The sequence below is a fragment of the Microbacterium sp. SCN 69-37 genome, assembly GCF_001724435.1.
GTDB lineage: Bacteria > Actinomycetota > Actinomycetes > Actinomycetales > Microbacteriaceae > Microbacterium > Microbacterium laevaniformans.
Genome location: NZ_MEEL01000020.1, coordinates 1 through 21,183, shown reverse-complemented (window position 1 = coordinate 21,183; position 21,183 = coordinate 1). Strand labels below are relative to the sequence as shown.

Below are 21,183 nucleotides of genomic sequence, written 5' to 3'. Positions count from 1 at the left end.
CCGGTAGGCTGGAAACCATGCTCAACATGGCCGAAGGCCTCGACCGGCTCGGGTCGCTCGCGACCTCGCCGATCATGGCGACCCTCGGCGCCGCGTTCGCCCAGGCCGGGTTCGAACTGGCGATCGTCGGCGGTCCGGTGCGCGACGCGCTGCTGGGTCGCCCGACCCACGACCTCGACCTCACCACCAACGCCCGCCCCGACGACATCCTGCGGATCGTCAAGCCCCTCGCGACCGCGACGTGGGACATCGGTCGGGCGTTCGGCACGATCGGCGCGAAGATGCCGGGCCCCTCCGGCACCTCCGAGCAGGTCGAGATCACCACCTACCGCGCCGACAGCTACGACGGGCTCACACGCAAGCCCACCGTCGCGTTCGGTGACAGCCTCGACGACGACCTCGCCCGTCGCGACTTCACCGTCGGCGCCATGGCGCTGCGTCTGCCCGTGCCCGCCCTCGTCGACCCGACCGGCGGCGTCGAGGATCTCATCGCGGGCGTCCTGCACACCCCGGGCGACCCCGACGTCAGCTTCGGCGACGATCCCCTCCGCATGCTGCGCGCCGCCCGGTTCGCCAGTCAGCTCGAGTTCGATGTCGCGCCGGCGACCCTCGAGGCCATGGAGCGCCTGCGCGCGACGATCGCGATCGTGAGCCCCGAGCGGGTGCAGGCCGAGCTCGTGAAGCTCCTCGCCACCGACGATCCGGTGCGCGGCATCCGCATCCTCGTCGAGACGGGGCTGATGGGCGAGATCCTCCCCGAGGTGCCCGCACTGCGCCTCGAAGTCGACGAGCACCATCACCACAAGGACGTCTACGAGCACTCGCTCACGGTCCTGCGCCAGGCCATCGAGCTGGAGCACGCCCGGCATCCGGGGGCGGCGCCCGATACGACGCTGCGCCTGGCCGCGCTGCTGCACGACATCGGCAAGCCAGCGACGCGCAAGCTCGAGCCGGGCGGCGGTGTCAGCTTCCACCACCACGACGTCAAGGGTGCGCGCCTGGCGCGCAAGCGCCTGCAGGCGCTGCGCTTCGACGGCGACACGATCTCGGCGGTCACGCAGCTCATCGAGCAGCACCTGCGCTTCTTCGGGTACGCCGAGGGCGCCTGGACCGACTCGGCGGTGCGGCGCTACGTGCGGGATGCCGGTGATCAGCTCGAGCGGCTCCACATCCTCACCCGCGCCGACGTGACCACCCGCAACGCGAAGAAGGCCACGCGGCTGCGCCGCGCGTACGACGACATCGAGTGGCGCATCGACGAGCTCGCCTCGCAGGAGGAGCTCGCCGCCATCCGCCCCGAGCTCGACGGCAACCGGATCCAGGAGATCCTCGGCATCCCGCCCGGCCGCGAGGTCGGCGAGGCGTACCGCTTCCTGCTGGAGGTGCGCCTGGACGAGGGCCCGATCGGCGCGGACGCCGCCGAGCAGCGCCTGCGTGCCTGGTGGGACGCCCGCTGACCCCTCTTCCCCTCCGCGAGCCGCCACGTTCGTGCCGAGTCGCCATGCTCTGGCGCGTTGAATCTTGGCGGCTCGGGGCAATCTTGGTGGCTCGCGATCTAGACTGACGGCACCTCCTCACCGTCGAACGGAGTCGCCGTGCCCTCGCCGTGGTCATCGCGCCGCGAGGTCTCGCCAGAGACGTCGCGTCTGCTGATCGAGCGCGCGCACGAAGAGCTGGTCGGGGGCAACGTCGGCGATCCGCGGCTCGGTCAGATCCGCCCGCTCGTGCAGGACTCCTGGCGACGCTCGCTCGCGCACCTCGTCGGCGCCGAGGGGCTGCCGCCGCTCGACCTGGGTGACGACGAACTCGAGGCGTATCGGCGGGCACATCCTCTCTCGGCGGCGATGGACATGATCCGCGCCCTGCTGCTGCCGGGTGGGGAGAGCGACTCGGGAGTCGTGGTCGCCGTGGGGGATGCCGTCGGCCGCCTGTTGTGGGTGGAGGGCGACCGCCGGGTGCGCAGCCTCACGGGAGACATGGGCTTCGTCGCGGGCGCGAACTGGTCGGAGGAGGCGGTGGGCACCGCGGCGCCCGGCACCGCGCTGGCCCTCGGGCGCTCGGTGCAGATCCACGGCGCCGAGCACTACAACCGCCTCGTGCAGCCCTGGTCGTGCACAGCGGCGCCCGTCTACGACCCGGAGACGCGCCAGGTCCTCGGCGTCATCGATGTCACGGGCGACAGCGACGCCGCCACCCCGCAGGCGCAGCTGCTCGTCGACGCGACGGCGCGCGCCGTCGAAGCCGAGCTGCTCGTCGGCAGGCTCCGCGCCCGCGCCGAGCCTCCCGCGCCGCGGCGGACGCGGCGGCCCGCGGCGACCGCGGCGACCGCAACGACGATGCTGCGCGTGCTCGGACGCGACCGGGCGCTCCTCGATGTCGCCGGGCCCGACAGTGCCACGGTGACCGAGCTGTCGGCTCGGCACGCCGAGATCCTTCTCATGCTGGCCGTGCATCGCGAGGGACTGTCGGCCGAGCGGCTCGGACAGCTCGTCTACGGCGAGGACGACGCGGAGGGAACGCTGCGACCCGAGCTGGTGCGCCTGCGCAAGGTGCTGGAGCGGGTGGCGCCGCAGCTGGTGCCGGCATCCCGCCCCTACCGCCTCACGACAGAGCTGCACACCGACGCCCATCAGGTGGTCGCGCTGCTCGGACGCGGTGCGCACCGCGTCGCGCTCGCGGCCTACCGCGGGCGCGTGCTGCCCAACTCGGTCGCCCCCGGCGTGGAGGAGTTCCGCGAGTCGGTGCGCCTCGCCCTGCGCGAGGCCCTGCTCACGGAGGCCTCCGTCGACGTGCTGCTCGCGTACGCCGACACCGACGACGGCGCCGACGACGCCGAGGTCCTGCGTCTGGCGCTCGAGATGCTGCCGGCGCGCTCGCCGCGACGAGCCGGTCTCGTCGCGCGGTTGGAGAAGCTCGAGCGCTGAGCGCGGGTGGTGGTGGGCTGGGGGCGCGGAGCGGTTGGTTGAGGCGGAGTTGCGCGCGCGGCGGCGTCCGACCCGACCCCGGCGCGACAGGGTCGGGCGAGGATGCCAGGATGGGCGCAGACGCCGTCACCGGCGCCGAGGGAGGATAGACATGACCGACGACGCGCCCACACCCGACCTGGTGCGACTCGCGAGCGCCTACGGCATCGCGACGGAGTACTGGTCGTTCTTCGGCGACCGGGTGCAGGTCCCGGCATCCACCCTGCGGGCGGTGCTGGCGGCGATGGGCATCGACGCGTCGACGGATGCCGCGATCAGCGCGGCCCTCGTCGCGGAGGAGGAGCGGGTGTGGCGCGAACTGCTCCCCGCCTCGTTCGTGACGCGCGCCGGCGTCGGCGTGCTGTGGGTGCACGTCTTCGACGGGCACGACGTGACCGTGACGGTGGCTCTCGAGGACGGGTCGGAGCGCGCGCTCACGATCCCCGAGCAGCGCCCGGCCGCGCGGCTGGTGGACGGCATCCTGCGGTGGCGGGTCGAGATTCCGGTGCCCGACGACCTGCCGCTGGGGTGGCACACCGTGCGCGCGGAGCAGCGCCCGTTCGGCGGCGGCGCCGAAGCCGACCGCACGGCATCCGCCCCGTTCGTGATCACGCCCGATCGCCTCGGCGACCCGCCCGCCCGTCCCGGGCGCACGCGCGGCTGGGGCCTCATGGCGCAGCTGTACTCCGTCCGCTCACGGGCATCGTGGGGCCTCGGCGACTTCGCCGACCTCGCCGATCTCGCGGCGATCGCGGGCGAGCGCGGCGCCGACTTCCTGCTGATCAACCCCGTGCACGCTGCCGAGGTGACCAGTCCGATCGAACCGTCGCCGTACCGCCCCGCGACCCGCCGCTTCCTGGCGCCGCTGTACGTGCGCCCCGAAGACGTCCGTGAGGTCGCTTACCTGACGCCCACCGAGCGCGCCGTCGTCGAGGCCGCCCGCGGTCCCGTCGCGGCGATGGACGACGACGCGGACCGCATCGATCGCGACGCGGTCTGGGCCGCGAAGAGACTCGGCCTCGACGCGATCTTCGCGGTGCCGCTGACGCCGTCGCGCCGCGCCGAGCTCGATGCGTTCGCCGCGCGCGAGGGGCAGCCGCTGCAGGACTTCGCCCTGTGGTGCGCGCTCGAGGAGCACTACCTCGGTCGCGAGAGGCCCGCCGAGGTCGACGACATCCGCTCCCCGCTGGTCGCCGAGCTGCGCACGCGCCTGGCCGATCGCGTCGCGTTCCACGTGTGGCTGCAGTGGATCGCCGACCAGCAGGTCGCCGACGCGCAGGCCGCAGCCAGGGCGGCGGGCATGGCGATCGGTGTCATGCACGACCTGGCCGTCGGGGTGCACCCGCAGGGGTCGGACGCGTGGTCGCTACGGGAGATGTACGCGACCGGCATGGCGGTCGGCGCGCCGCCCGACATGTACAACCAGCAGGGCCAGACCTGGAATCAGCCGCCGTGGCTGCCGCGCGCGCTCGCCGAGGCCGGGTACGCGCCGCTGCGCGACATGATCCGCACGCTGTTGCGCCACGCCGGCGCGCTGCGCATCGATCACGTGATCGGGCTGTTCCGCCTGTGGTGGATCCCCGAGGGGCTCAGCCCCGCCGCCGGCACCTACGTGCGCTACGACCACGAGGCGATGATCGGCGTGCTGCTGCTCGAAGCCCACCGCGCGGGTGCGGTGCTCATCGGCGAGGACCTCGGCAACGTCGAGCCGTGGGTGCGCGAGTACCTGTCGGCGCGCGGCGTGCTGGGCACCTCGGTGCTGTGGTTCGAGCGCGAGGGCGACGGCTTCCGTCCGCCGGAGCAGTACCGCCGATCGCTGCTGGCGACCGTGAACACGCACGACCTGCCGCCGACCGCGGGGTACCTGGCCGACGAGCACGTCGCCCTCCGCGCCCGCCTCGGTCTGCTCACCCGCCCGGTCGAGGAGGAGCTCGCCGATGCGGATGCCGAGCGCGCGAGCATGCTGGCACTCTTGCGCGAACGCGGACTGATCGGCGACGAGCCCGGCGAGGCGGAGGTCATCGAGGCGCTGAACGTGCTGATCACGGCATCCCCCGCGCAGCTGATCGGCGTCGCCCTCGTGGATGCCGTCGGGGAGCGCCGGGCGCAGAACCAACCCGGGACCGACCGCGAGTACCCGAACTGGCAGATCCCGCTGGCCGGACCCGACGGTCGCGCCGTGCTGCTGGACGACCTGGTGCACAACGACCGCTTCGACGCGCTCACGCGCGCCGTCGACGCTCACCTCTGACGAGCAGCGGCGCCGCGGGCGCAGGCGCCGGTCCGTCGGGGCCGGCGGGGCGGATGCGGGCGAGAACGCCGACGACCACGAGCACGAGTCCGAGCAGTTGCGCGGGACCGAACGGCTCGTGCGCGACGACGACGCCCAGGAGCACACCGGTCACGGGATTGAGCAGCCCGATCACGCCGACCACGGCGCCGGGCAGGCGAGCGAGCCCGGTGAACCAGGCGGCGTAGGCCACCGCTGTCGCCACGAGGATGATGTACGCGAAACCGAGCAGCGCCGGTCCGTCGAGCGCCGGCGGTGCTCCTTCCACGATGATCGCGACGGGCATCACGACGAGCGACCCCGCGATGAGCTGCCATGCCGTCATCGTCAGGGGTGGCACGTCGGCTCCCCACCGCCTCGTGCGCCTCACCCCCGAGGGCGTGGAGCTCATCGACCGCGCGTTCACGGCGCACCTCGCCAACGAGCACCGCCTTCTCCCGCTCCTGCCCGCGGGCGACGCCGACGCCCTGCGCGACGCCTCCCGCCGCTGGCTCGCGGCCCTCGCCCATGACTGACCCCCGGCATCCCGCCCCGCCCCCACCGCGAGAAACCACTCTCGCGCCGAGAAACACCCCACGCAGGGGTTTCTCGGCACGCAACGTGTTTCTCGCGGCGGATGCCGGGGCGCAAGCCACGCGGATGCCGCGGCGCCAGCCGCCCACGCAACGCGATGCAACGTTGCGGTGCGTAGCGTCAGCGCATCCGAACGCGGCGAGGGATGCCGCGGACCATGCACTGTCGAAGGAGACATCATGACCATCGTCGAAGAGGGCGTCTCGAGCGTTTACGCTGCTCCCGGCCAGCGCGGGGCCATCGCCGAGTACCGTCCGCGGTACGGCCACTACATCGGCGGCGAGTTCGTCGAACCGATCAAGGGGCAGTACTTCGAGAACATCACCCCGGTCACGGGCAAGCCGTTCACCGAGGTCGGCCGCGGTACCGCGGAAGACATCGACCGCGCCGTTGACGTCGCCTGGAAGGCGTTCGAGTCGTGGAAGAAGACCACCCCGGCCGACCGTGCGAACATCCTCAACAAGATCGCTGACCGCATCGAGGCGAACCTCGAGAAGATCGCCGTCGCCGAGACGTGGGAGAACGGCAAGCCGGTCCGTGAGACGCTCGCCGCCGACATCCCGCTGGCGATCGACCACTTCCGCTACTTCGCCGGTGTGCTGCGCGCCCAGGAGGGCACGCTCAGCCAGATCGACGAAGACACCGTCGCGTATCACTTCCACGAACCGCTGGGCGTCGTCGGCCAGATCATCCCGTGGAACTTCCCGCTGCTGATGGCCACGTGGAAGCTCGCGCCCGCGCTCGCCGCCGGCAACTGCGTCGTGCTGAAGCCGGCTGAGCAGACCCCGGCATCCATCCTGTTCCTCTTCGACATCATCGGCGACCTGCTGCCGGCCGGTGTCGTGAACATCGTCAACGGGTTCGGTATCGAGGCGGGCGCGCCGCTCGCCCAGCACAAGCGCATCCGCAAGGTCGCGTTCACGGGCGAGACCACGACCGGGCGGCTGATCATGCAGTACGCGTCGCAGAACCTCATCCCGGTGACGCTGGAGCTCGGCGGCAAGAGCGCGAACATCTTCTTCGAGGACGTCGCCCGTCAGAAGGACGCCTACTACGACAAGGCCCTGGAGGGTTTCACCTTCTTCGCGCTGAACCAGGGCGAGGTCTGCACCTGCCCGTCGCGGGCGCTCATCCAGCGCTCGATCTACGACCAGTTCCTCGGCGACGGCCTCGAGCGCGTCGGCAAGATCATCCAGGGAAACCCGCTCGACCCCGCCACCATGATCGGTGCCCAGGCCTCGAACGACCAGCTCGAGAAGATCCTCAGCTACATCGAGATCGGCAAGGCCGAGGGCGCGAAGCTGCTCGCCGGCGGGGAGCGGGTGGACCTCGGCGGCGAGCTCAGCGGTGGCTACTACGTGGCACCGACGGTGTTCGAGGGACAGAACTCGATGCGCATCTTCCAGGAGGAGATCTTCGGTCCCGTCGTCTCGGTGACCAGCTTCGACGGCTTCGACGACGCCATCCACACCGCCAACGACACCCTCTACGGCCTGGGTGCGGGCGTGTGGAGCCGGTCGGCCGACACGATGTACCGCGCCGGTCGCAGCATCGAGGCCGGTCGCGTGTGGACGAACACCTATCACCAGTACCCGGCGCACGCCGCGTTCGGCGGGTACAAGCAGTCGGGCATCGGCCGCGAGAACCACCTCAAGATGCTCGACCACTACCAGCAGACCAAGAACCTGCTCGTGTCCTACGCCGAAGGCCCGATGGGCTTCTTCTGAGCCGACACGCGACGGCGAGACACGACCTGCCGCCCCAGACGCCCGTGCGTTTCGGGCGGCAGGTCGTGTCTCGGCAGAGAAAGGGGACGGTCATGACCACCACACTCAGCAGGGTCGCGGTGACGGATGCCGCGGCATCCCTCCTGCGTCAGCTCACGGCGCAGCACGGGAAGCTCATGTTCCACCAGTCCGGCGGATGCTGCGACGGCAGCGCACCCATGTGCTACCCCGTCGGGATGTTCCTCACCGGGCCGTCGGACGTGAAACTCGGCGACCTCGACGTGGGGCTGGACGACCCCATCGAGGTCTTCATCTCCGCATCGCAGTTCGAGTACTGGAAGTACACGCACCTCACGATCGACGTCGTTCCGGGCCGCGGCGCGGGCTTCAGCGTCGAGGGGCCGACCGGCATGCGCTTCCTCATCCGCTCGCGGATGCTGGACGACGCCGAGCTCGACCACTTCGGCCTGCGCTGACGGCGGCCCGCCGCCGCGCCGCGAACCGCCCCGCGAACCGCGAGACACCACGCGTGCACCGAGACACCGGTGCACAGCGCGTGTCTGGGTGCGCAGCGCGTGTCTCGCGGTGAGGGGGGAGGCGCCGGATGCCGCGGCTAGAGCCAGCCGTTCTCGTCGGCGACCCGCACGGCGTCGGCGCGGTTGCGGGCACCCGTCTTGCCGATCGCCATGGAGAGATGGTTGCGCACCGTGCCCTCGCTCAGGTGCAGCATCTGCGCGATGTCGGCGATCGAGCCGCCTGTCCGGGCCACCGCGAGCACATCGGTCTCGCGGGCCGTCAGGGGCGACTCGCCCTGCGCGAGCGAGTCGGCGGCGAGGGCGGGATCGACGACCCGCAGCCCCTGCGCCACCCGTCGGACGGCGTCGGCGAGCTGTGCCGCGGGCGTGTCCTTCACGACGAAGCCGGACGCTCCCGCCCGCATCGCACGCGTCAGATACCCCGGCCGCCCGAAGGTGGTCACGATGAGCGTCCGGCAGGTCGGCAGGGCGCTGCGCAGCGCGGATGCCGCCGCGATCCCGTCCATCCCCGGCATCTCGATGTCGAGCAGGGCGACGTCCGCAGCCGATCGCACGGCGGCATCCACGACCTCGTCACCGCGACCCACCTCGGCGACCACCTCGATGTCGGGTTCGAGACCGAGCAGGGCCGACAGGGCGCCGCGCACGAGTGCCTGATCGTCGGCGATGAGCAGGCGGATCACAGCGTCGCCTTCAGGAGGAACCCGCCCCACTCGCTGCGGCCGAGCATCAGACGCCCGTCGGCCGCCTCCACTCGTTCGCGCAACCCGATCAGTCCGCTGCCCGCCGTCCCCGCGCCGGATGCCGGCCCCACCCCGTCGTCCTCGATGCTCACGCTGCGGCCGCTGAGGCGCACGCGGCAGCGCGACGCGTGCGCGTGGCGGATCACGTTGGTCACGCCCTCGCGGACGATCCAGCCCGCCAGCTCACGCCGCTCTGCGGGCACGTTCTCGGTGGCGGTGGGCAGTTCGGCGGCGATGCCGGCGGCATCCAGCGCCTGCCGGGCGGCGGCCAGCTCGCCCGCCACCGTGATGCCGCGGTAGCCGGCGACCGTCGCGCGCACATCGGCCAATGCGCCCCTCGCGAGGGCCTCGACCTCGGCGACTTCCGTACGGGCGCGCTCGGGATCGACGTCGATCAGCCGTCCGGCCAGCTCCGACTTCACGGTGATGACCGTCAGCGAGTGGCCGAGGATGTCGTGCAGGTCACGGGCGACCCGACTGCGCTCGCGCTCGACGGCCATCTGCGCCATCTGATCCCGCGTCGCGCGCAGGGCGTTCATGGCCGCGATGTTGCGTCCGAACGCCGCCATCATCGCGGAGATCGAGATGATGATCGCGGGAAGGAACAGCACGCTTTCGGTCCACCCGTCCGAGAGCACCCCCGTGACGAGGGCGGCCGCTCCCAGGGCGATCAGCAGCAGCCAGGTCGTGCGCAGTCGGACCACGGCCATGCCGATCGCGACGCCCACGTAGCTCCAGACGCCGCGGACATCCCACCCGATCCACGGGAAGAGGGTGAAGGAGAGGAGGAACAGCCAGGCTGCCGGAAGCAGTCGCAGGCGCAGGGGTAGAAGGCGAGAGACGGGGATGGCGATGAGGAAGGATGCCGCGAAGAGCACCAGCAGGGCGATCACGACGGCGTTGGAGACCGCGGTGTCCGCCGCGGCGACGGCCTCGGTGGCCACGATGAACAGCCAGATGAGCGAGATCGAGCCGCCGACGTACCAGCCTCGGGCGGCGCGGGCGGTCAGCAGCTCGCGCGCCGTGGGTGTCGTCGACGAGGCGGGGACCGGGGGGATGTCCCACCCGGTCCCGTCGAGATCGTCTCGTGTCGCGCTCACGGACTTCACTGTAGGGCGCGCAGACTCAGACGCGCTTGGTGTCGCGCCGGAACGCCCACGTCGTGCCGGCGACGAACAGCACGAGCCAGACGAGCGCGTTGACCAGCCACATCGCGTCGAAGCTCTCGCCGGTCAGCGGTGAGCGGGCGAGCTCGCCGATGCCGTAGACCGGGGTGAACTTCGCGATGGTCTGCATGAAGTCGGGCATGCTGCTGAGAGGGTAGAACAGGCCCCCGAGGAACGACAGGAACACGACGACGAGGCTCGTCACCTGCGCGGCGTTCTCACTCGGCATGAGGTAGCCGACGAACAGTCCGAGCGTCGTGAACACGGCGCTCGCGAGCACCCAGCCGACGAGCCCCGTGCCGATCCACTGACCGACGCTGAGCTGGATGCCGCTGATCGCGCCGGCCGCATATGTGGCGACGACCGCGAGAAGGCCCAGCACCATGCCCGCGATCATCTTGATGATGATGTTGACGAGGGGGTTCAGGGGCGTCAGGCGCAGCTGCCGGCTCCAGCCCTGCGTGCGTTCCAGGGCGACGGCAGCGCCGGTCTGCGTGGCCGACATCATGGCGCCGTACATCGCCATCGACACCATGATGTACGCCGCGACCGACACGCCGCCGTCGGCGACGGGCGTCGCCGTGAGCTGCTCACCGCGCAGCGGCAGACCGATGATCACGTACATCACGACGGGGAACGCGATCGTGAAGAAGAGCGTCCGGCGGTTGCGCAGGCGGCGCTTCAGCTCGATGCCCAGGTAGGTCAGGTTGAACCCGCCGAGCGGGGGCACCCGCCGGTCGAGGGTGACGCGATCGGCGGACAGCGCCGACGGCGCGGAGGATGCGGTGCTCATGCGGAGGCTCCTTCGGAGGTGAGGGCGAGGAAGACGCTCTCGAGGTTCTGTGAGGTGATCTCGATGTCGCGGGCCGCCGTTTCGGTGAGGAGGTGGCGCGCGACGGCATCCGAGTCCTTCGTGTGGATGCTGATGCGGTCGCCGGCGAACTCGACGTCGTCGACGCCGGGAAGGCCGGCGAGCCGCGCCGGGTCGGCGCCGGGCAGGGTGGCGCGGACGATGCGACCGGAGACGAGGTTCTTGATCTCGGCGGTGGAGCCGTCGGCGACGATGCGCCCGCGGCTCATCAGCACGATGCGGTCGGCGTACTCATCGGCCTCGTCGAGGTAATGCGTCGCGAACAGCACCGTGCGCCCGCGGGCGGCATCGGCGCGGATCGCGCTCCAGAAGGCGCGGCGCCCCTCGACGTCCATGCCGGTCGTGGGCTCGTCGAGGATCAGCAGTCCGGGGTCGCTGAGCAGCGCCATCGCGAAGCGCAGTCGCTGCTGCTGGCCGCCCGAGCACAGGCCGACCCGGCGGCTCCTCAGGTCGCTGATGCCCGCGCGCTGCATGACCTCCTCGATCGGACGCGTGTCGGCGAACAGGCTCGCCGTGAGCGCGAGCGTCTCGCGCACCGTGATGTCCTTCAGCAGGCCGCCGGTCTGCAACACCGCCGAGACGAGGCCGTGCGAGATGGCCGCGCGCGGGCTCTCGCCGAACACGCGCACCGCGCCCCCGTCGGGGTCCGACAGGCCCAGCAGCATGTCGATGGTCGTCGTCTTGCCGGCGCCGTTCGGGCCCAGGAAGGCGACGATCTCGCCCGGGCGCACCCGCAGATCGACGCTCTCCACCGCTCGGACACTGCCGAAGCTCTTGCGCAGGCCCGCGGCATCCACCGCGAGCAGTCCCTGGTTCTCATCCATGTCTCCGACTCTGCCCGCGCGCCGGCCCGTGCACCGCACACGGCCGTCACGACTGCGCCATGACATTCGTCACGGCCGAAAACTCGTCGGCGTACTCGCGTGACGAATGGTCGGTTTCGCACTCTCTACCGGTGGAGCGCAAGGAGGAGACATGACTGCTTCGGGAGGCGCGGCACTGCGGCGCGTGACGATCGTCGACCCACCGCGTGCCCGCAGGGCGCACGCGCGCGAGCTGTTGGCGGGCCGGCTGGGCATGCGCGTGGTCGCCCTCACCGCCGACGCCCCCGACCACGTCGTCCGGACGTTGATGGATGCCGGGGTGGAGGGCATCGTGTCCTCGCGGGAGTCCGAGGGTATCGTGCTGGCGGTCGTCGATGCGGTCCGCCGGGGTGCGCGCGCCCGGTCGCCCCATGCGCGCGCGAAGCTCGACGCGCTCGCCGTGCGCCCCGCTCTGAGCGCGCAGGAGGCCCGGCTCGTCATCCACACCAACTCGGAGCTCGCGCAGGCCGCGCGCGACGACGGCCTGCTCCCGCCGGAACACGCGAGCGCACGCGATCACTGACGCGGCGCGATGGACGCTCCTGCGCGAGAGACCCGCCTCAGGCGCGGTGGTCTCCGGTTTCATTCCTGTTACAAAAAGCGCGATCACGAGGCAGGCCGGCGATGTGCACGAAAGGATAGCGACCTGAGCTTCGCCTGTCCGGCGGGGCCGACCGACATACAGCAGAGGTACTCACATATGGCACTGCACTTCAGTTCGCCGGGCTCCGCCCGCGCCCGCACCGCTCTGGCAGCGGGCGCGCTCGCCGTCTCCGCGCTGCTCCTGGCCGGCTGCGCCGGCGGAGGGTCCACGGGCGGGTCGACCGATGGCGCGGCATCCGGGCCCATCATCATCGGCACGACCGACAAGGTCACCACGCTCGACCCGGCCGGCTCGTACGACAACGGCTCGCTCGCCGTGCAGACCCAGGTCTTCCCCTACCTGGTGAACACCGACTACAACTCCAACAAGGTCGTCCCCGACCTCGCCGAGTCCGCCGAGTTCACCTCACCCAACGAGTACACGGTGAAGCTGCCCGCGGGTCTGAAGTGGGCCAACGGCCACGACCTGACCTCGTCGGACGTGAAGTTCTCGTTCGACCGCAACCTGAAGATCGCCGACCCCAACGGCGCGTCGAGCCTGCTCTACAACCTTGACAGCGTCTCGACGCCGGATGCCACGACCGTCGTCTTCAAGCTCAAGACCGACAACGACCAGGTCTTCCCCTTCATCCTCACGTCCTTCCCCGGCGCGATCGTCGACGAAGAGGTGTTCTCGGCCGATGCCGTCACGCCCGACCAGGACATCGTGAAGGCCGACGCCTTCGGCGGCCCCTACTCGATCACGAAGTGGGACTTCAACAAGACGGTCGAGTTCACGCCCAACAAGAACTACAAGGGTCTGCTCGCCGCGCCGAGCAACTCGGGCGCCATCCTCAGCTACTTCGCCGAGTCGTCCAACCTGAAGCTGGCCGTCCAGCAGGGCGACGTCGACGTGGCCTACCGCAGCCTGTCGTCGACCGACGTGGCCGACCTGTCGGGCAACGACAAGGTCAAGGTCGTCGAGGGTCCGGGTGGCGAGATCCGCTACATCGTCTTCAACTTCAACACGCAGCCGTACGGTGCGACGACCGCAGAGGCCGACCCGGCCAAGGCGCTCGCCGTCCGCCAGGCGGTGGCCGATCTGATCGACCGCAAGACGATCTCCGACCAGGTCTACAAGGGCACCTACACCCCGCTCTACTCGTACGTCCCGGCCGGGTTCGCCGGGGCGACCGACGCCCTGAAGGGTCTCTACGGCGACGGCAACGGAGGCCCCAGCGCCGACAAGGCGAAGGCGGTCCTGGCCGCGGCCGGTGTGACGACTCCCGTCGCGCTGAGCCTGCAGTACAGCCCCGACCACTACGGCCCGTCGTCGGGTGACGAGTACGCGCTGGTCAAGCAGCAGCTCGAGAAGGACGGCCTCTTCACGGTCAACCTGCAGTCGACCGAGTGGGTGCAGTACTCCAAGGACCGCACCGCCGACGTCTACCCGGCCTACCAGCTCGGCTGGTTCCCGGACTACTCCGACGCCGACAACTACCTGACGCCGTTCTTCCTGGAGAAGAACTTCCTGGGCAACCACTACGTCAACCAGGAGGTCAACGACCTGATCCTCAAGCAGGCCGTCGAAACGGATGCCGCCACGCGCACGTCCGACATCGAGAAGATCCAGGACCTCGTGGCCAAGGACCTCTCGACCGTCCCGCTGCTGCAGGGCGCTCAGGTCGCGGTGACCGGTGCCGACGTGAAGGGCGTCACGCTCGACGCGTCGTTCAAGCTCCGTTTCGCTCCGATCACGAAGTAACGCGTTCCGGGCGTTTCGACTCGTCGCTGCGCTCCTCACTCAACGACCGGGGGAATCACACCCCCGGTCGTTGAGCGAGCGCAGCGAGTCGAAACGCCCGTCATCCGTAGAGTAGGCATCTATGACCAGCACCGCCACGGCATCCTCCGTCGCCGAGCCGCCTCCCGCGCTGGAGGTCCACAAGACCGGATCCGGCTCAGCCCTGGGCCGGTACATCCTCATCCGGTTCCTGCTGATCTTCCCGACCGTGCTGATCCTCGTGACGCTGGTCTTCTTCCTCATCCGCCTCACCGGCGACCCGATCACCGCCGCCCTCGGCGGACGCCTGCCGGCCGATCAGCTGGCCGAGCGCATCCACGAGGCCGGCTATGACCGGCCGATCCTCGTGCAGTACGTCGAGTACCTCGGCCGCATCTTCACCTTCGACTTCGGCACGACCATCACCGACAACCAGCCGGTCGTGCAGGTCATCGCGACCTACGGCACCGCGACCCTCGAGCTCGTGCTCTATTCGCTCGTGATCGCGTTCATCGTCGGCATCCCGCTGGGCATGGTCGCGGCGGCGCTGCGCGACCGCTGGTCCGACGCGCTGCTGCGCGTGAGTGCCATCCTCTTCTACGCGACGCCCGTCTTCTTCGCGGGCCTGGTCGCCAAGCTCGTCTTCGGCGTCTGGCTCGGTTGGCTGCCCATCTCCGGACGCGCGAGCGTCCGCACCGAGCTCGCCATCGGCCGCAACGGCGGCACCGGCATCTATCTCATCGACGCGATCGCCTCCGGCAACCCCGCCTACGTGCAGGACGTGCTGCTGCACGCGGTGCTCCCCGCCCTCACGCTGGGTCTGCTCACCGCCGGCATCTTCCTGCGACTGGTGCGCACGAACGTCATCGGCACCTTCAACATGCCCTACATCGACGCGGCCCGCTCACGCGGTGTGCGGGAGGGACGCCTGGTGCGCACGCACGCGTACAAGCCTGCGCTCATCCCGATCATCACGGTCATCGGCCTGCAGATCGCGCTCATGCTCGGCGGTGCCGTGCTCACCGAGACGACCTTCGAGTGGAAGGGTCTCGGCTTCCAGCTGGCCGCCTACCTCGGCTCGCGCGACTTCGTCGCCGTGCAGGGAATCGTCGCGATGATCGCCATCATCGTCGCGGTCACCAACTTCGCTGTGGACATCATCGCCGCGTTCATCGACCCGCGGGTCCGGTACTGAGGAGGGATGCGGACATGACGAAGCCTCGCCTCATCGACCGGATGCCGGTCGTCCACCAACTGCGCCAGAGCGTCGGCCTGCAGCGCGGCATGCTCGTCGTGGGCCTCGTGCTCACCGGTGTCTTCGTGGTGTGTGCGGTCTTCGCGCCGCTGCTCGCCCCGTACGGCTACGCGCAGTTGAGTGGCCCCGACGGCAACTTCGGCGCCCAGCAGCCGCCGAGCGCGGCGCACCTGCTCGGTACGACCGTCGGCGGCTACGACGTGCTGTCGCGCGTCATCTGGGGCGCGCAGACCGCGCTGATGGTCGTGATCGTCGCGATCGCGATGTCGGTGTTCCTCGGCATCCTGCTGGGCCTCGTCTCCGGCTACCTCGGCGGCTGGGTCGACCGCGCGCTGGTGGTCGTCGCCGACGCGATCTACGCGTTCCCGACGCTGCTGCTCGCGATCGTCGTGGCCATCGCGATCAACAACGGACAGTCCGGGCTGTGGCCCGGGATCATGGCGGCCGCGGCCTCCATCACCGTCGTGTTCATCCCGCAGTACTTCCGGGTCGTGCGCGCCGAGGTGGTGCGGGTCAAGACGGAGGCCTTCGTCGAATCGGCGAAGGTGATCGGTGCCTCGACGCCGCGCATCATGTTCCGCCACGTGCTGCGCAACTCCACGCGCACGTTGCCGCTGATCGTGACCCTCAATGCGTCGGAGGCCATCGCCACCCTCGCCGCTCTCGGCTTCCTCGGCTTCGGCATCCAGCCGACCGTCGCGGCCGAGTGGGGTTACGACCTCAACAAGTCGATCAGCGACGTCGCCGCGGGCATCTGGTGGACCGCAGTTCCCCCGGGTCTCGCGATCGTCCTGACGGTGCTGGGCATCACGCTGATCGGTGAGAGCCTCAACGACCTCGCCGACCCGCGCCTGCGCGCGCGGCGCCGCGCAGGGTCGGCGAAGAAGACACCGACACCGGCGGATGCCGTCGCGGCGAGCCAGCCGGCGTCCCGCGAGATGATGGGAGAGGTGGAGTGATGGCTGCGGCCTCTTCAGACGCACGCGCCGTCGACATCCGCGACCTGGACGTCACCTTCGCGACCGACGGTGGCGACGTGCACGCCGTGCGCGGTGTGAGCCTGGACGTGCGCCCCGGCGAGGTGCTCGCGATCGTCGGCGAGTCGGGCAGCGGCAAGACTGTCACCGCCCGCAGCATCCTGGGCCTGCTGCCCGAGACGGCGCTGACGCAGGGTGCCGTCGTGCTCGACGGCACCGATGTCATCGGCCTCGACCGCGAGGCGATGCGCCGGGTGCGCGGCACGAAGGCGGCGATGATCTTCCAGGAGCCCTCGACCGCCCTGAACCCTGTCTTCACCGTGGGGTGGCAGCTGGCCGAGGGTCTGCGTGCCCACGGGAAGTACTCGAAGAAGCAGGCGCGCGAGCGTGCGATCGAGATGCTCGGCCGTGTCGGCATCCCCGATCCCGAGCGGCGCGTCGACGACTACCCGCACCAGTTCTCCGGCGGGCAGAAGCAGCGCATCGTCATCGCCACGGCGCTGGCGCTCGATCCGACCGTGATCATCGCCGACGAGCCGACCACGGCGCTCGATGTCACGGTGCAGGCCGAGATCCTCGATCTGCTCCGGCGCCTGCGCGACGAAGACGGCACCGCGATCGTGCTGATCACGCACAACATGGGCGTCGTGGCCGACCTCGCCGACCGCGTCGCGGTCATGCTGAATGGCGAGGTCGTCGAGACGGCGCCCGCCCTGGAACTGTTCGCCGCCCCGCAGAACGACTACACGAAGCGGCTGCTGGCCGCCGTGCCGCGCCTGGAGATCGTCGACCGGCAGCTGCCGGCGGGCGCCGCCGAGGCGGTGCCGGTCGTGGTGGCGGAGGATCTCGTCATCGAGTACGCCGGGCGTCTGCGTCGTGCCGGCTTCCGTGCCGTCGACCACGTGAGCTTCTCGATCGCGCCGGGCGAGGTCGTGGGCCTGGTCGGCGAGAGCGGATCGGGAAAGACGACGATCGGCCGTGCGATCGCCGGGCTCACACCCGTGACCGGCGGCTCGCTGCGGGTGCTCGGGGTCGAGATGAACGGGGTCAAGGAGCGCACGTTCCGGCCCCACCGCAAGGACCTCGGGTTCGTGTTCCAGGATCCGGCGACGAGCTTCAACCCGCTGCTGACGATCGCGCAGAACGTCGCCGAGCCGTTGGTCGTGCACGGCGGCGCTCGGGATGCCGCGGATGCCCGCGACCGCGTCGATGAGCTGCTCGAGGCCGTGCAGCTGCCGAAGGCGTTCGGCGACCGGTTCCCGCACGAGCTGTCGGGCGGGCAGCGCCAGCGGGCATCGCTCGCCCGCGGTCTCGCCCTCGACCCGAAGCTGCTCATCGCCGACGAGCCCACGAGCGCGCTCGACGTGTCGGTGCAGGCTCGCGTGCTGGAACTGTTCGGTGAGCTGCAGGAGCGGTTCGGGTTCGCGACCCTGTTCATCACGCACGATCTCGCGGTGGTCGACATGCTCGCCCACCGGGTCGTGGTGCTGCACACGGGCACGATCGCCGAGACCGGACCTACCGCGCGGGTGCTCGGCGACCCCCAGGACGACTACACCCGCAAGCTCATCGCGTCGCTGCCGGTGCCCGATCCGGTGGAGCAGGCCGCGCGCCGCGAGGCCTGGCGCGCCGCCCGCGGCTGAGCTGAGCTGCGCCTGCGGCCTGCGGCCTGCGGGCTGCGGGCTGCGCCACCGGAGGAGATTTCGCTCCGGGAGGATCGATCGGGCCACGGCATCCTCCCGACGTGAAATCTCCTCCCGAACTGCCGGCGTCCGGCGGACACCGCAGCGCGCTCGTGCTCGTGCAGGACATCCCGGAAGAGGTGGATGCCGCGTATGCCGTCCCGCCGTCGCCTGACCGGCGCCGCACACCGTTTCACGTGCAACGGCGGGTGTCAGTTCGACAGGTTCTCGATGATCGACGCGAACACGCCGAGCGGGCCGAACAGCATCAGCAGCAGCGCCGCGCCGATCACGATGATCGCGGCCCACGGCACCCGACGTCGCAGCCGGCGGCCCTCGGGTGCGACGCCGGGAGGTGGACCCAGGGATGCCGCGGGCGCCGCGAACGGCAGTGCCGCCGATCCCGCCGCGTCACGCGCGGGGACGGCCGCGCCGGTCGCCGGTGCGGCGAGGCGCTCGTCGCGCCAGCGCTCCCACTGTGCGAGCTTGTCGAGCAGCGCCGCCACCACGGAGAACAGCCAGGCCCAGGTGGCCGGGTCGAGCGTGGACGCCTCGCGCGGCGTGTAGAGGAAGAGCCAGTCATCGACGATCTCGACGTCGAGGGCGGCAGCGTGGTCGACGAATCGCGCCATGATGTCGGGCGTGAAGAGGTAGAGCGCGTCGGCCTCGTAGCCGGACGGGCAGTACAGGGTGAAGAAACGGTCGAAGTCGCCCTCCAGGCTCAGCCGTTGGGACCCCTCGAGTGCGGCCGGCAGGTTGGAGCCGAACAGTCTGTTGTTGCCGACGGCATCCAGCACGATGTTGGGCAGCGGGGTCGACAGCTTGACGGCGACGTAGCCCCACCGATGCGTCGACTCGTTCTTGCCCGAGCCCGTGCGGTACACATAGTTGCCGAACTCGACGAAGCGCGGCCTCTCGCCGCGGACCACGTCGCTCGCGATGCGCCCGTGTCCGATGCCGAACACCATTCCCGGCAGCGGTGGGTTCGACACCGACGGGTACCAGGTCATCGCGTTGGCCCGCGCGAAGCGGTCGAGGCGCCACCACCGCTCCCCCGTGCGGGCGCCGAACATGCGCACCAGCGCGGTCGCGAGCACCGCGACCACACCGACGACCACGAGGATCGGCGCGATCAGGAAGGGCGAGAACCCGCCCCCGGATGCCGTCATCATGCCGCCCACGACACCGATCACCGTCGACCCGAAGACGAAGAGCACGGCCACGACGGCGAGCACGGCGAAGACGGCCCGCGACGCGATGTTCGGCGCCGGTGCCCGTCCGCTCGCGCGCAGGTCGCGGACGTAGGCGCGCACGGTCGCCCGATCGGCGGGCTCGATGAGCGGTCGCGCGTCGAAGGCTGAGGATGCCGCGGGCGTGCTCATATCGCCACGCTACCCGGGCGAGCTTTCAGGGCGCCGTCAGGGCGTCCTCGTCGCGATAACGGCCTCGCAACTCTTTCTCGACGGCGACCCCCGGAAGGCCCACGGTCACCACGATCAGTCCCAGCACGAGCGCGACGGCGCCGACGAGGTACGCCGCCCAGGCGCCGTCGACGAAGCTCAACCGCGCCGCCTCGAGGATCTGCGCCGCGTAGGCGGGGTTGTTGGCGGCCACGTGGGCGGCCGACGCGTACGACGCCTGCAAGGCGCGGGTGATGTCGTCGGAGAGCGATGCGGCTTCGGGAGAGGCGGCGATGAGCCCGGCGAACACGTGCGAGAACCCGCCGGCGAGCACGGCACCGAGCAGTGCCTGCATCACGGCGCCGCCGAGGTCGGTCTGCAGATCGCTGGTCGCCGAGGCCATGCCCGCGCGGCGCACCGGGGTGCTGCTGGTCAGGGAGCGGGATGCCGCGGTCATCACGAACGACGCACCCCCGCCGACCAGGGCGAACGCGAGCGCGACGATCACCGGCGGTGTGGTCTCGTTCCACGCGAGCATCGTGCCGAAGGCGGCGATGAGCACGACGTAGCCGACGATCATCGCCATCCGCGTGCCGCGTTCGACGAGGATCGCCGCCAGCGGGGCGCACACGAGCAGCGCGATCGCGGCCGGGATGAGTGCGATGCCCGCCTGCAGCGCGTCGTAGCCGAGGATGTTCTGCAGGTACTGCTGACCGACGAACATCGCCCCCACGAGCGCGCCGAAGGCGAGGGCGCCTGCGACGGCCGGCACCCAGAACAGGCGCCGCCGCGCGATGGACAGATCGTAGAGGGGCGCGGCGACCCGCAGCTGGCGCGCCGCGAAGGCGGCGATCAGCACCGCCGCCGCGACGAGCAGGCCCACCCCCGCACCCGTCTCCCCCGGGGCGAAGACGACGCCGAGACCGAGCACCAGTGCGGCCACGGCGACGACCGACAGGATGCCGCCGAGGTGATCGACCGGCTCGTCGGACTCCGCCACGCCCCGCGGAATCGACCGTGCGGCGATGAGCAGCGCCACGACGGCGACCGGTACGGGCAGCAGCAGGGCGATGCGCCAGCCGAAGGCGACGACGAGTGCGCCCGAGATCACCGAGCCGGCGACCGTCGCCACCGCCCCGGTGGCCGTCCACAGGGCGATTGCGCGCACGCGTGCCGGGCCCTCCGCCCAGAGGGCGGTGATCAGGGCGAGCGTCGTCGGAAAGGCGCAGCCCGCAGCGATGCCCGTGAGCACGCGCGCGCCCATGAGGAACTCGATCGTCGGGGCGAGGCTCGCCGCGGTGCCGGCGATCAGCAGACCGATCAGTCCGATGCACAGCAGGCGCACCCGGCCGTAGCGGTCGCCGAGGGCGCCGGTGTACAGCACGGTCATCGCGAGCCCCAGGCCCGTGCCGAGGGCGACGAGGTTGAGCGTCGTCTGCGGGGCGTCGAAGGTGCCGGCGATGTCGGGCAGGGCGACGCTGGCGCCGCCGGTGGTCAGATTGCAGACCGCGGCCGCCATCAGCAGAGCGGTCAGCACCGCGCCCGTGCGCGCGGGAACGTGCGTGCCCGGCATCCACCGTCCTTCCGTCGCCCCCGTCGTCCATGAGCGTAGTGGTCGTCGGGTAGACTGTTGTGGTTGCCCGTCTGCGTTCCGTCGCGGAACAGAGTTCGGGCACGTGCATCAACCCTCCTGATGCCGGGAAATGCCCGGCATCCGTTCTAGTCCGAAGGAGGTGGGTTAGTGACGCACTCACACCAGTACGAGCTCATGG

Annotated in this window: 18 protein-coding genes; 11 read left to right on the top strand and 7 right to left on the bottom strand. The window is 70.7% G+C overall.

What is annotated here, in order from left to right; all coding sequences use genetic code 11:
- The first annotated feature begins 17 nt into the window (after positions 1–17).
- From ABS64_RS04225 to malQ, 3 genes are all read left to right on the top strand, one after another.
- Positions 18–1,457, top strand: a complete 1,440-nt coding sequence (locus ABS64_RS04225) for a CCA tRNA nucleotidyltransferase (protein WP_292681172.1) — start codon at positions 18–20, stop codon at positions 1,455–1,457.
- 138 nt (positions 1,458–1,595) lie between these two features.
- Positions 1,596–2,924 carry a GAF domain-containing protein gene (locus tag ABS64_RS04220; protein WP_036288893.1) on the top strand — a complete coding sequence of 443 codons (1,329 nt, stop codon included), beginning with the start codon at positions 1,596–1,598 and terminating at the stop codon, positions 2,922–2,924.
- A gap of 151 nt (positions 2,925–3,075) precedes the next feature.
- Positions 3,076–5,214, top strand: coding sequence for a 4-alpha-glucanotransferase (malQ, locus tag ABS64_RS04215; RefSeq protein WP_292681169.1), 2,139 nt, complete (start codon positions 3,076–3,078; stop codon positions 5,212–5,214).
- Here the strand turns inward: malQ and ABS64_RS04210 are convergent.
- Positions 5,186–5,593 carry a DMT family transporter gene (locus ABS64_RS04210; RefSeq protein WP_288118839.1) on the bottom strand — a complete coding sequence of 136 codons (408 nt, stop codon included), beginning with the start codon at positions 5,591–5,593 and terminating at the stop codon, positions 5,186–5,188. The two genes, malQ and ABS64_RS04210, sit on opposite strands and share 29 nt — an antisense overlap.
- A gap of 19 nt (positions 5,594–5,612) precedes the next feature.
- Here ABS64_RS04210 and ABS64_RS04205 point away from each other — a divergent pair, with 19 nt between their 5' ends.
- From ABS64_RS04205 to ABS64_RS04195, 3 genes are all read left to right on the top strand, one after another.
- Positions 5,613–5,768, top strand: a complete 156-nt coding sequence (locus ABS64_RS04205) for a hypothetical protein (RefSeq protein ID WP_288118841.1) — start codon at positions 5,613–5,615, stop codon at positions 5,766–5,768.
- A gap of 237 nt (positions 5,769–6,005) precedes the next feature.
- A complete protein-coding gene (locus tag ABS64_RS04200) occupies positions 6,006–7,553 on the top strand; it encodes an aldehyde dehydrogenase family protein (protein ID WP_061683316.1) in 1,548 nt (515 codons plus the stop codon).
- Positions 7,554–7,645: 92 nt separating this feature from the next.
- Positions 7,646–8,029, top strand: a complete 384-nt coding sequence (locus ABS64_RS04195) for a DUF779 domain-containing protein (RefSeq protein WP_036319524.1) — start codon at positions 7,646–7,648, stop codon at positions 8,027–8,029.
- A gap of 137 nt (positions 8,030–8,166) precedes the next feature.
- Here ABS64_RS04195 and ABS64_RS04190 read toward each other — a convergent pair whose 3' ends face one another.
- Genes ABS64_RS04190 through ABS64_RS04175 form a run of 4 tightly spaced genes read right to left on the bottom strand, consistent with a single transcriptional unit; the run spans position 8,167 to position 11,693 of the window.
- Positions 8,167–8,772, bottom strand: a complete 606-nt coding sequence (locus tag ABS64_RS04190; RefSeq protein WP_036288907.1) for a response regulator transcription factor — start codon at positions 8,770–8,772, stop codon at positions 8,167–8,169.
- A complete protein-coding gene (locus tag ABS64_RS04185) occupies positions 8,769–9,932 on the bottom strand; it encodes a sensor histidine kinase (protein WP_292681155.1) in 1,164 nt (387 codons plus the stop codon). The genes ABS64_RS04190 and ABS64_RS04185 overlap by 4 nt, the downstream gene beginning before the upstream one ends.
- A 25-nt stretch (positions 9,933–9,957) precedes the next feature.
- A complete protein-coding gene (locus tag ABS64_RS04180; protein ID WP_292681152.1) occupies positions 9,958–10,791 on the bottom strand; it encodes an ABC transporter permease in 834 nt (277 codons plus the stop codon).
- The gene (locus ABS64_RS04175; protein ID WP_292681149.1) at positions 10,788–11,693 is read right to left on the bottom strand and encodes an ABC transporter ATP-binding protein; all 906 of its coding nucleotides are present in this window, start codon (positions 11,691–11,693) and stop codon (positions 10,788–10,790) included. The genes ABS64_RS04180 and ABS64_RS04175 overlap by 4 nt, the downstream gene beginning before the upstream one ends.
- Before the next feature lie 151 nt (positions 11,694–11,844).
- Here ABS64_RS04175 and ABS64_RS04170 point away from each other — a divergent pair, with 151 nt between their 5' ends.
- The 5 genes from ABS64_RS04170 to ABS64_RS04150 all read left to right on the top strand — a co-directional run bounded on the left by ABS64_RS04170 (position 11,845) and on the right by ABS64_RS04150 (position 17,972).
- On the top strand, positions 11,845–12,255 hold the full coding sequence (locus ABS64_RS04170) for a response regulator transcription factor (RefSeq protein WP_204948098.1): 411 nt from the start codon (positions 11,845–11,847) through the stop codon (positions 12,253–12,255).
- A 177-nt stretch (positions 12,256–12,432) separates the two neighbouring features.
- Positions 12,433–14,079, top strand: coding sequence for an ABC transporter substrate-binding protein (locus ABS64_RS04165; RefSeq protein ID WP_292681145.1), 1,647 nt, complete (start codon positions 12,433–12,435; stop codon positions 14,077–14,079).
- Positions 14,080–14,200: 121 nt separating this feature from the next.
- A complete protein-coding gene (locus ABS64_RS04160; RefSeq protein WP_292681143.1) occupies positions 14,201–15,292 on the top strand; it encodes an ABC transporter permease in 1,092 nt (363 codons plus the stop codon).
- A 14-nt stretch (positions 15,293–15,306) separates the two neighbouring features.
- On the top strand, positions 15,307–16,311 hold the full coding sequence (locus tag ABS64_RS04155; RefSeq protein ID WP_292681141.1) for an ABC transporter permease: 1,005 nt from the start codon (positions 15,307–15,309) through the stop codon (positions 16,309–16,311).
- Positions 16,311–17,972, top strand: a complete 1,662-nt coding sequence (locus ABS64_RS04150; RefSeq protein ID WP_292681138.1) for an ABC transporter ATP-binding protein — start codon at positions 16,311–16,313, stop codon at positions 17,970–17,972. The genes ABS64_RS04155 and ABS64_RS04150 overlap by 1 nt, the downstream gene beginning before the upstream one ends.
- Positions 17,973–18,223: 251 nt before the next feature.
- On the opposite strand, the gene ABS64_RS04145 is transcribed toward ABS64_RS04150, so the two are convergent.
- Positions 18,224–19,393: a hypothetical protein gene (locus tag ABS64_RS04145; protein ID WP_292681135.1), complete on the bottom strand. Its 1,170-nt coding sequence runs from the start codon at positions 19,391–19,393 to the stop codon at positions 18,224–18,226.
- Positions 19,394–19,418: 25 nt separating this feature from the next.
- Entirely contained in the window at positions 19,419–20,984 is a 1,566-nt protein-coding gene (locus ABS64_RS04140; RefSeq protein WP_292681132.1) for an MFS transporter, read from the bottom strand.
- Positions 20,985–21,183 lie beyond the last annotated feature (199 nt).

Coding starts and splice junctions, on each gene's coding strand:
- malQ (WP_292681169.1), top strand. CDS start 3,076: ATGACCGACGACGCGCCCACACCCGACCTGGTGCGACTCGCGAGCGCC.
- ABS64_RS04180 (WP_292681152.1), bottom strand. CDS start 10,791: ATGAGCACCGCATCCTCCGCGCCGTCGGCGCTGTCCGCCGATCGCGTC.
- ABS64_RS04195 (WP_036319524.1), top strand. CDS start 7,646: ATGACCACCACACTCAGCAGGGTCGCGGTGACGGATGCCGCGGCATCC.
- ABS64_RS04225 (WP_292681172.1), top strand. CDS start 18: ATGCTCAACATGGCCGAAGGCCTCGACCGGCTCGGGTCGCTCGCGACC.
- ABS64_RS04145 (WP_292681135.1), bottom strand. CDS start 19,393: ATGAGCACGCCCGCGGCATCCTCAGCCTTCGACGCGCGACCGCTCATC.
- ABS64_RS04160 (WP_292681143.1), top strand. CDS start 14,201: ATGACCAGCACCGCCACGGCATCCTCCGTCGCCGAGCCGCCTCCCGCG.
- ABS64_RS04200 (WP_061683316.1), top strand. CDS start 6,006: ATGACCATCGTCGAAGAGGGCGTCTCGAGCGTTTACGCTGCTCCCGGC.
- ABS64_RS04155 (WP_292681141.1), top strand. CDS start 15,307: ATGACGAAGCCTCGCCTCATCGACCGGATGCCGGTCGTCCACCAACTG.
- ABS64_RS04150 (WP_292681138.1), top strand. CDS start 16,311: ATGGCTGCGGCCTCTTCAGACGCACGCGCCGTCGACATCCGCGACCTG.
- ABS64_RS04165 (WP_292681145.1), top strand. CDS start 12,433: ATGGCACTGCACTTCAGTTCGCCGGGCTCCGCCCGCGCCCGCACCGCT.
- ABS64_RS04170 (WP_204948098.1), top strand. CDS start 11,845: ATGACTGCTTCGGGAGGCGCGGCACTGCGGCGCGTGACGATCGTCGAC.
- ABS64_RS04175 (WP_292681149.1), bottom strand. CDS start 11,693: ATGGATGAGAACCAGGGACTGCTCGCGGTGGATGCCGCGGGCCTGCGC.
- ABS64_RS04140 (WP_292681132.1), bottom strand. CDS start 20,984: ATGCCGGGCACGCACGTTCCCGCGCGCACGGGCGCGGTGCTGACCGCT.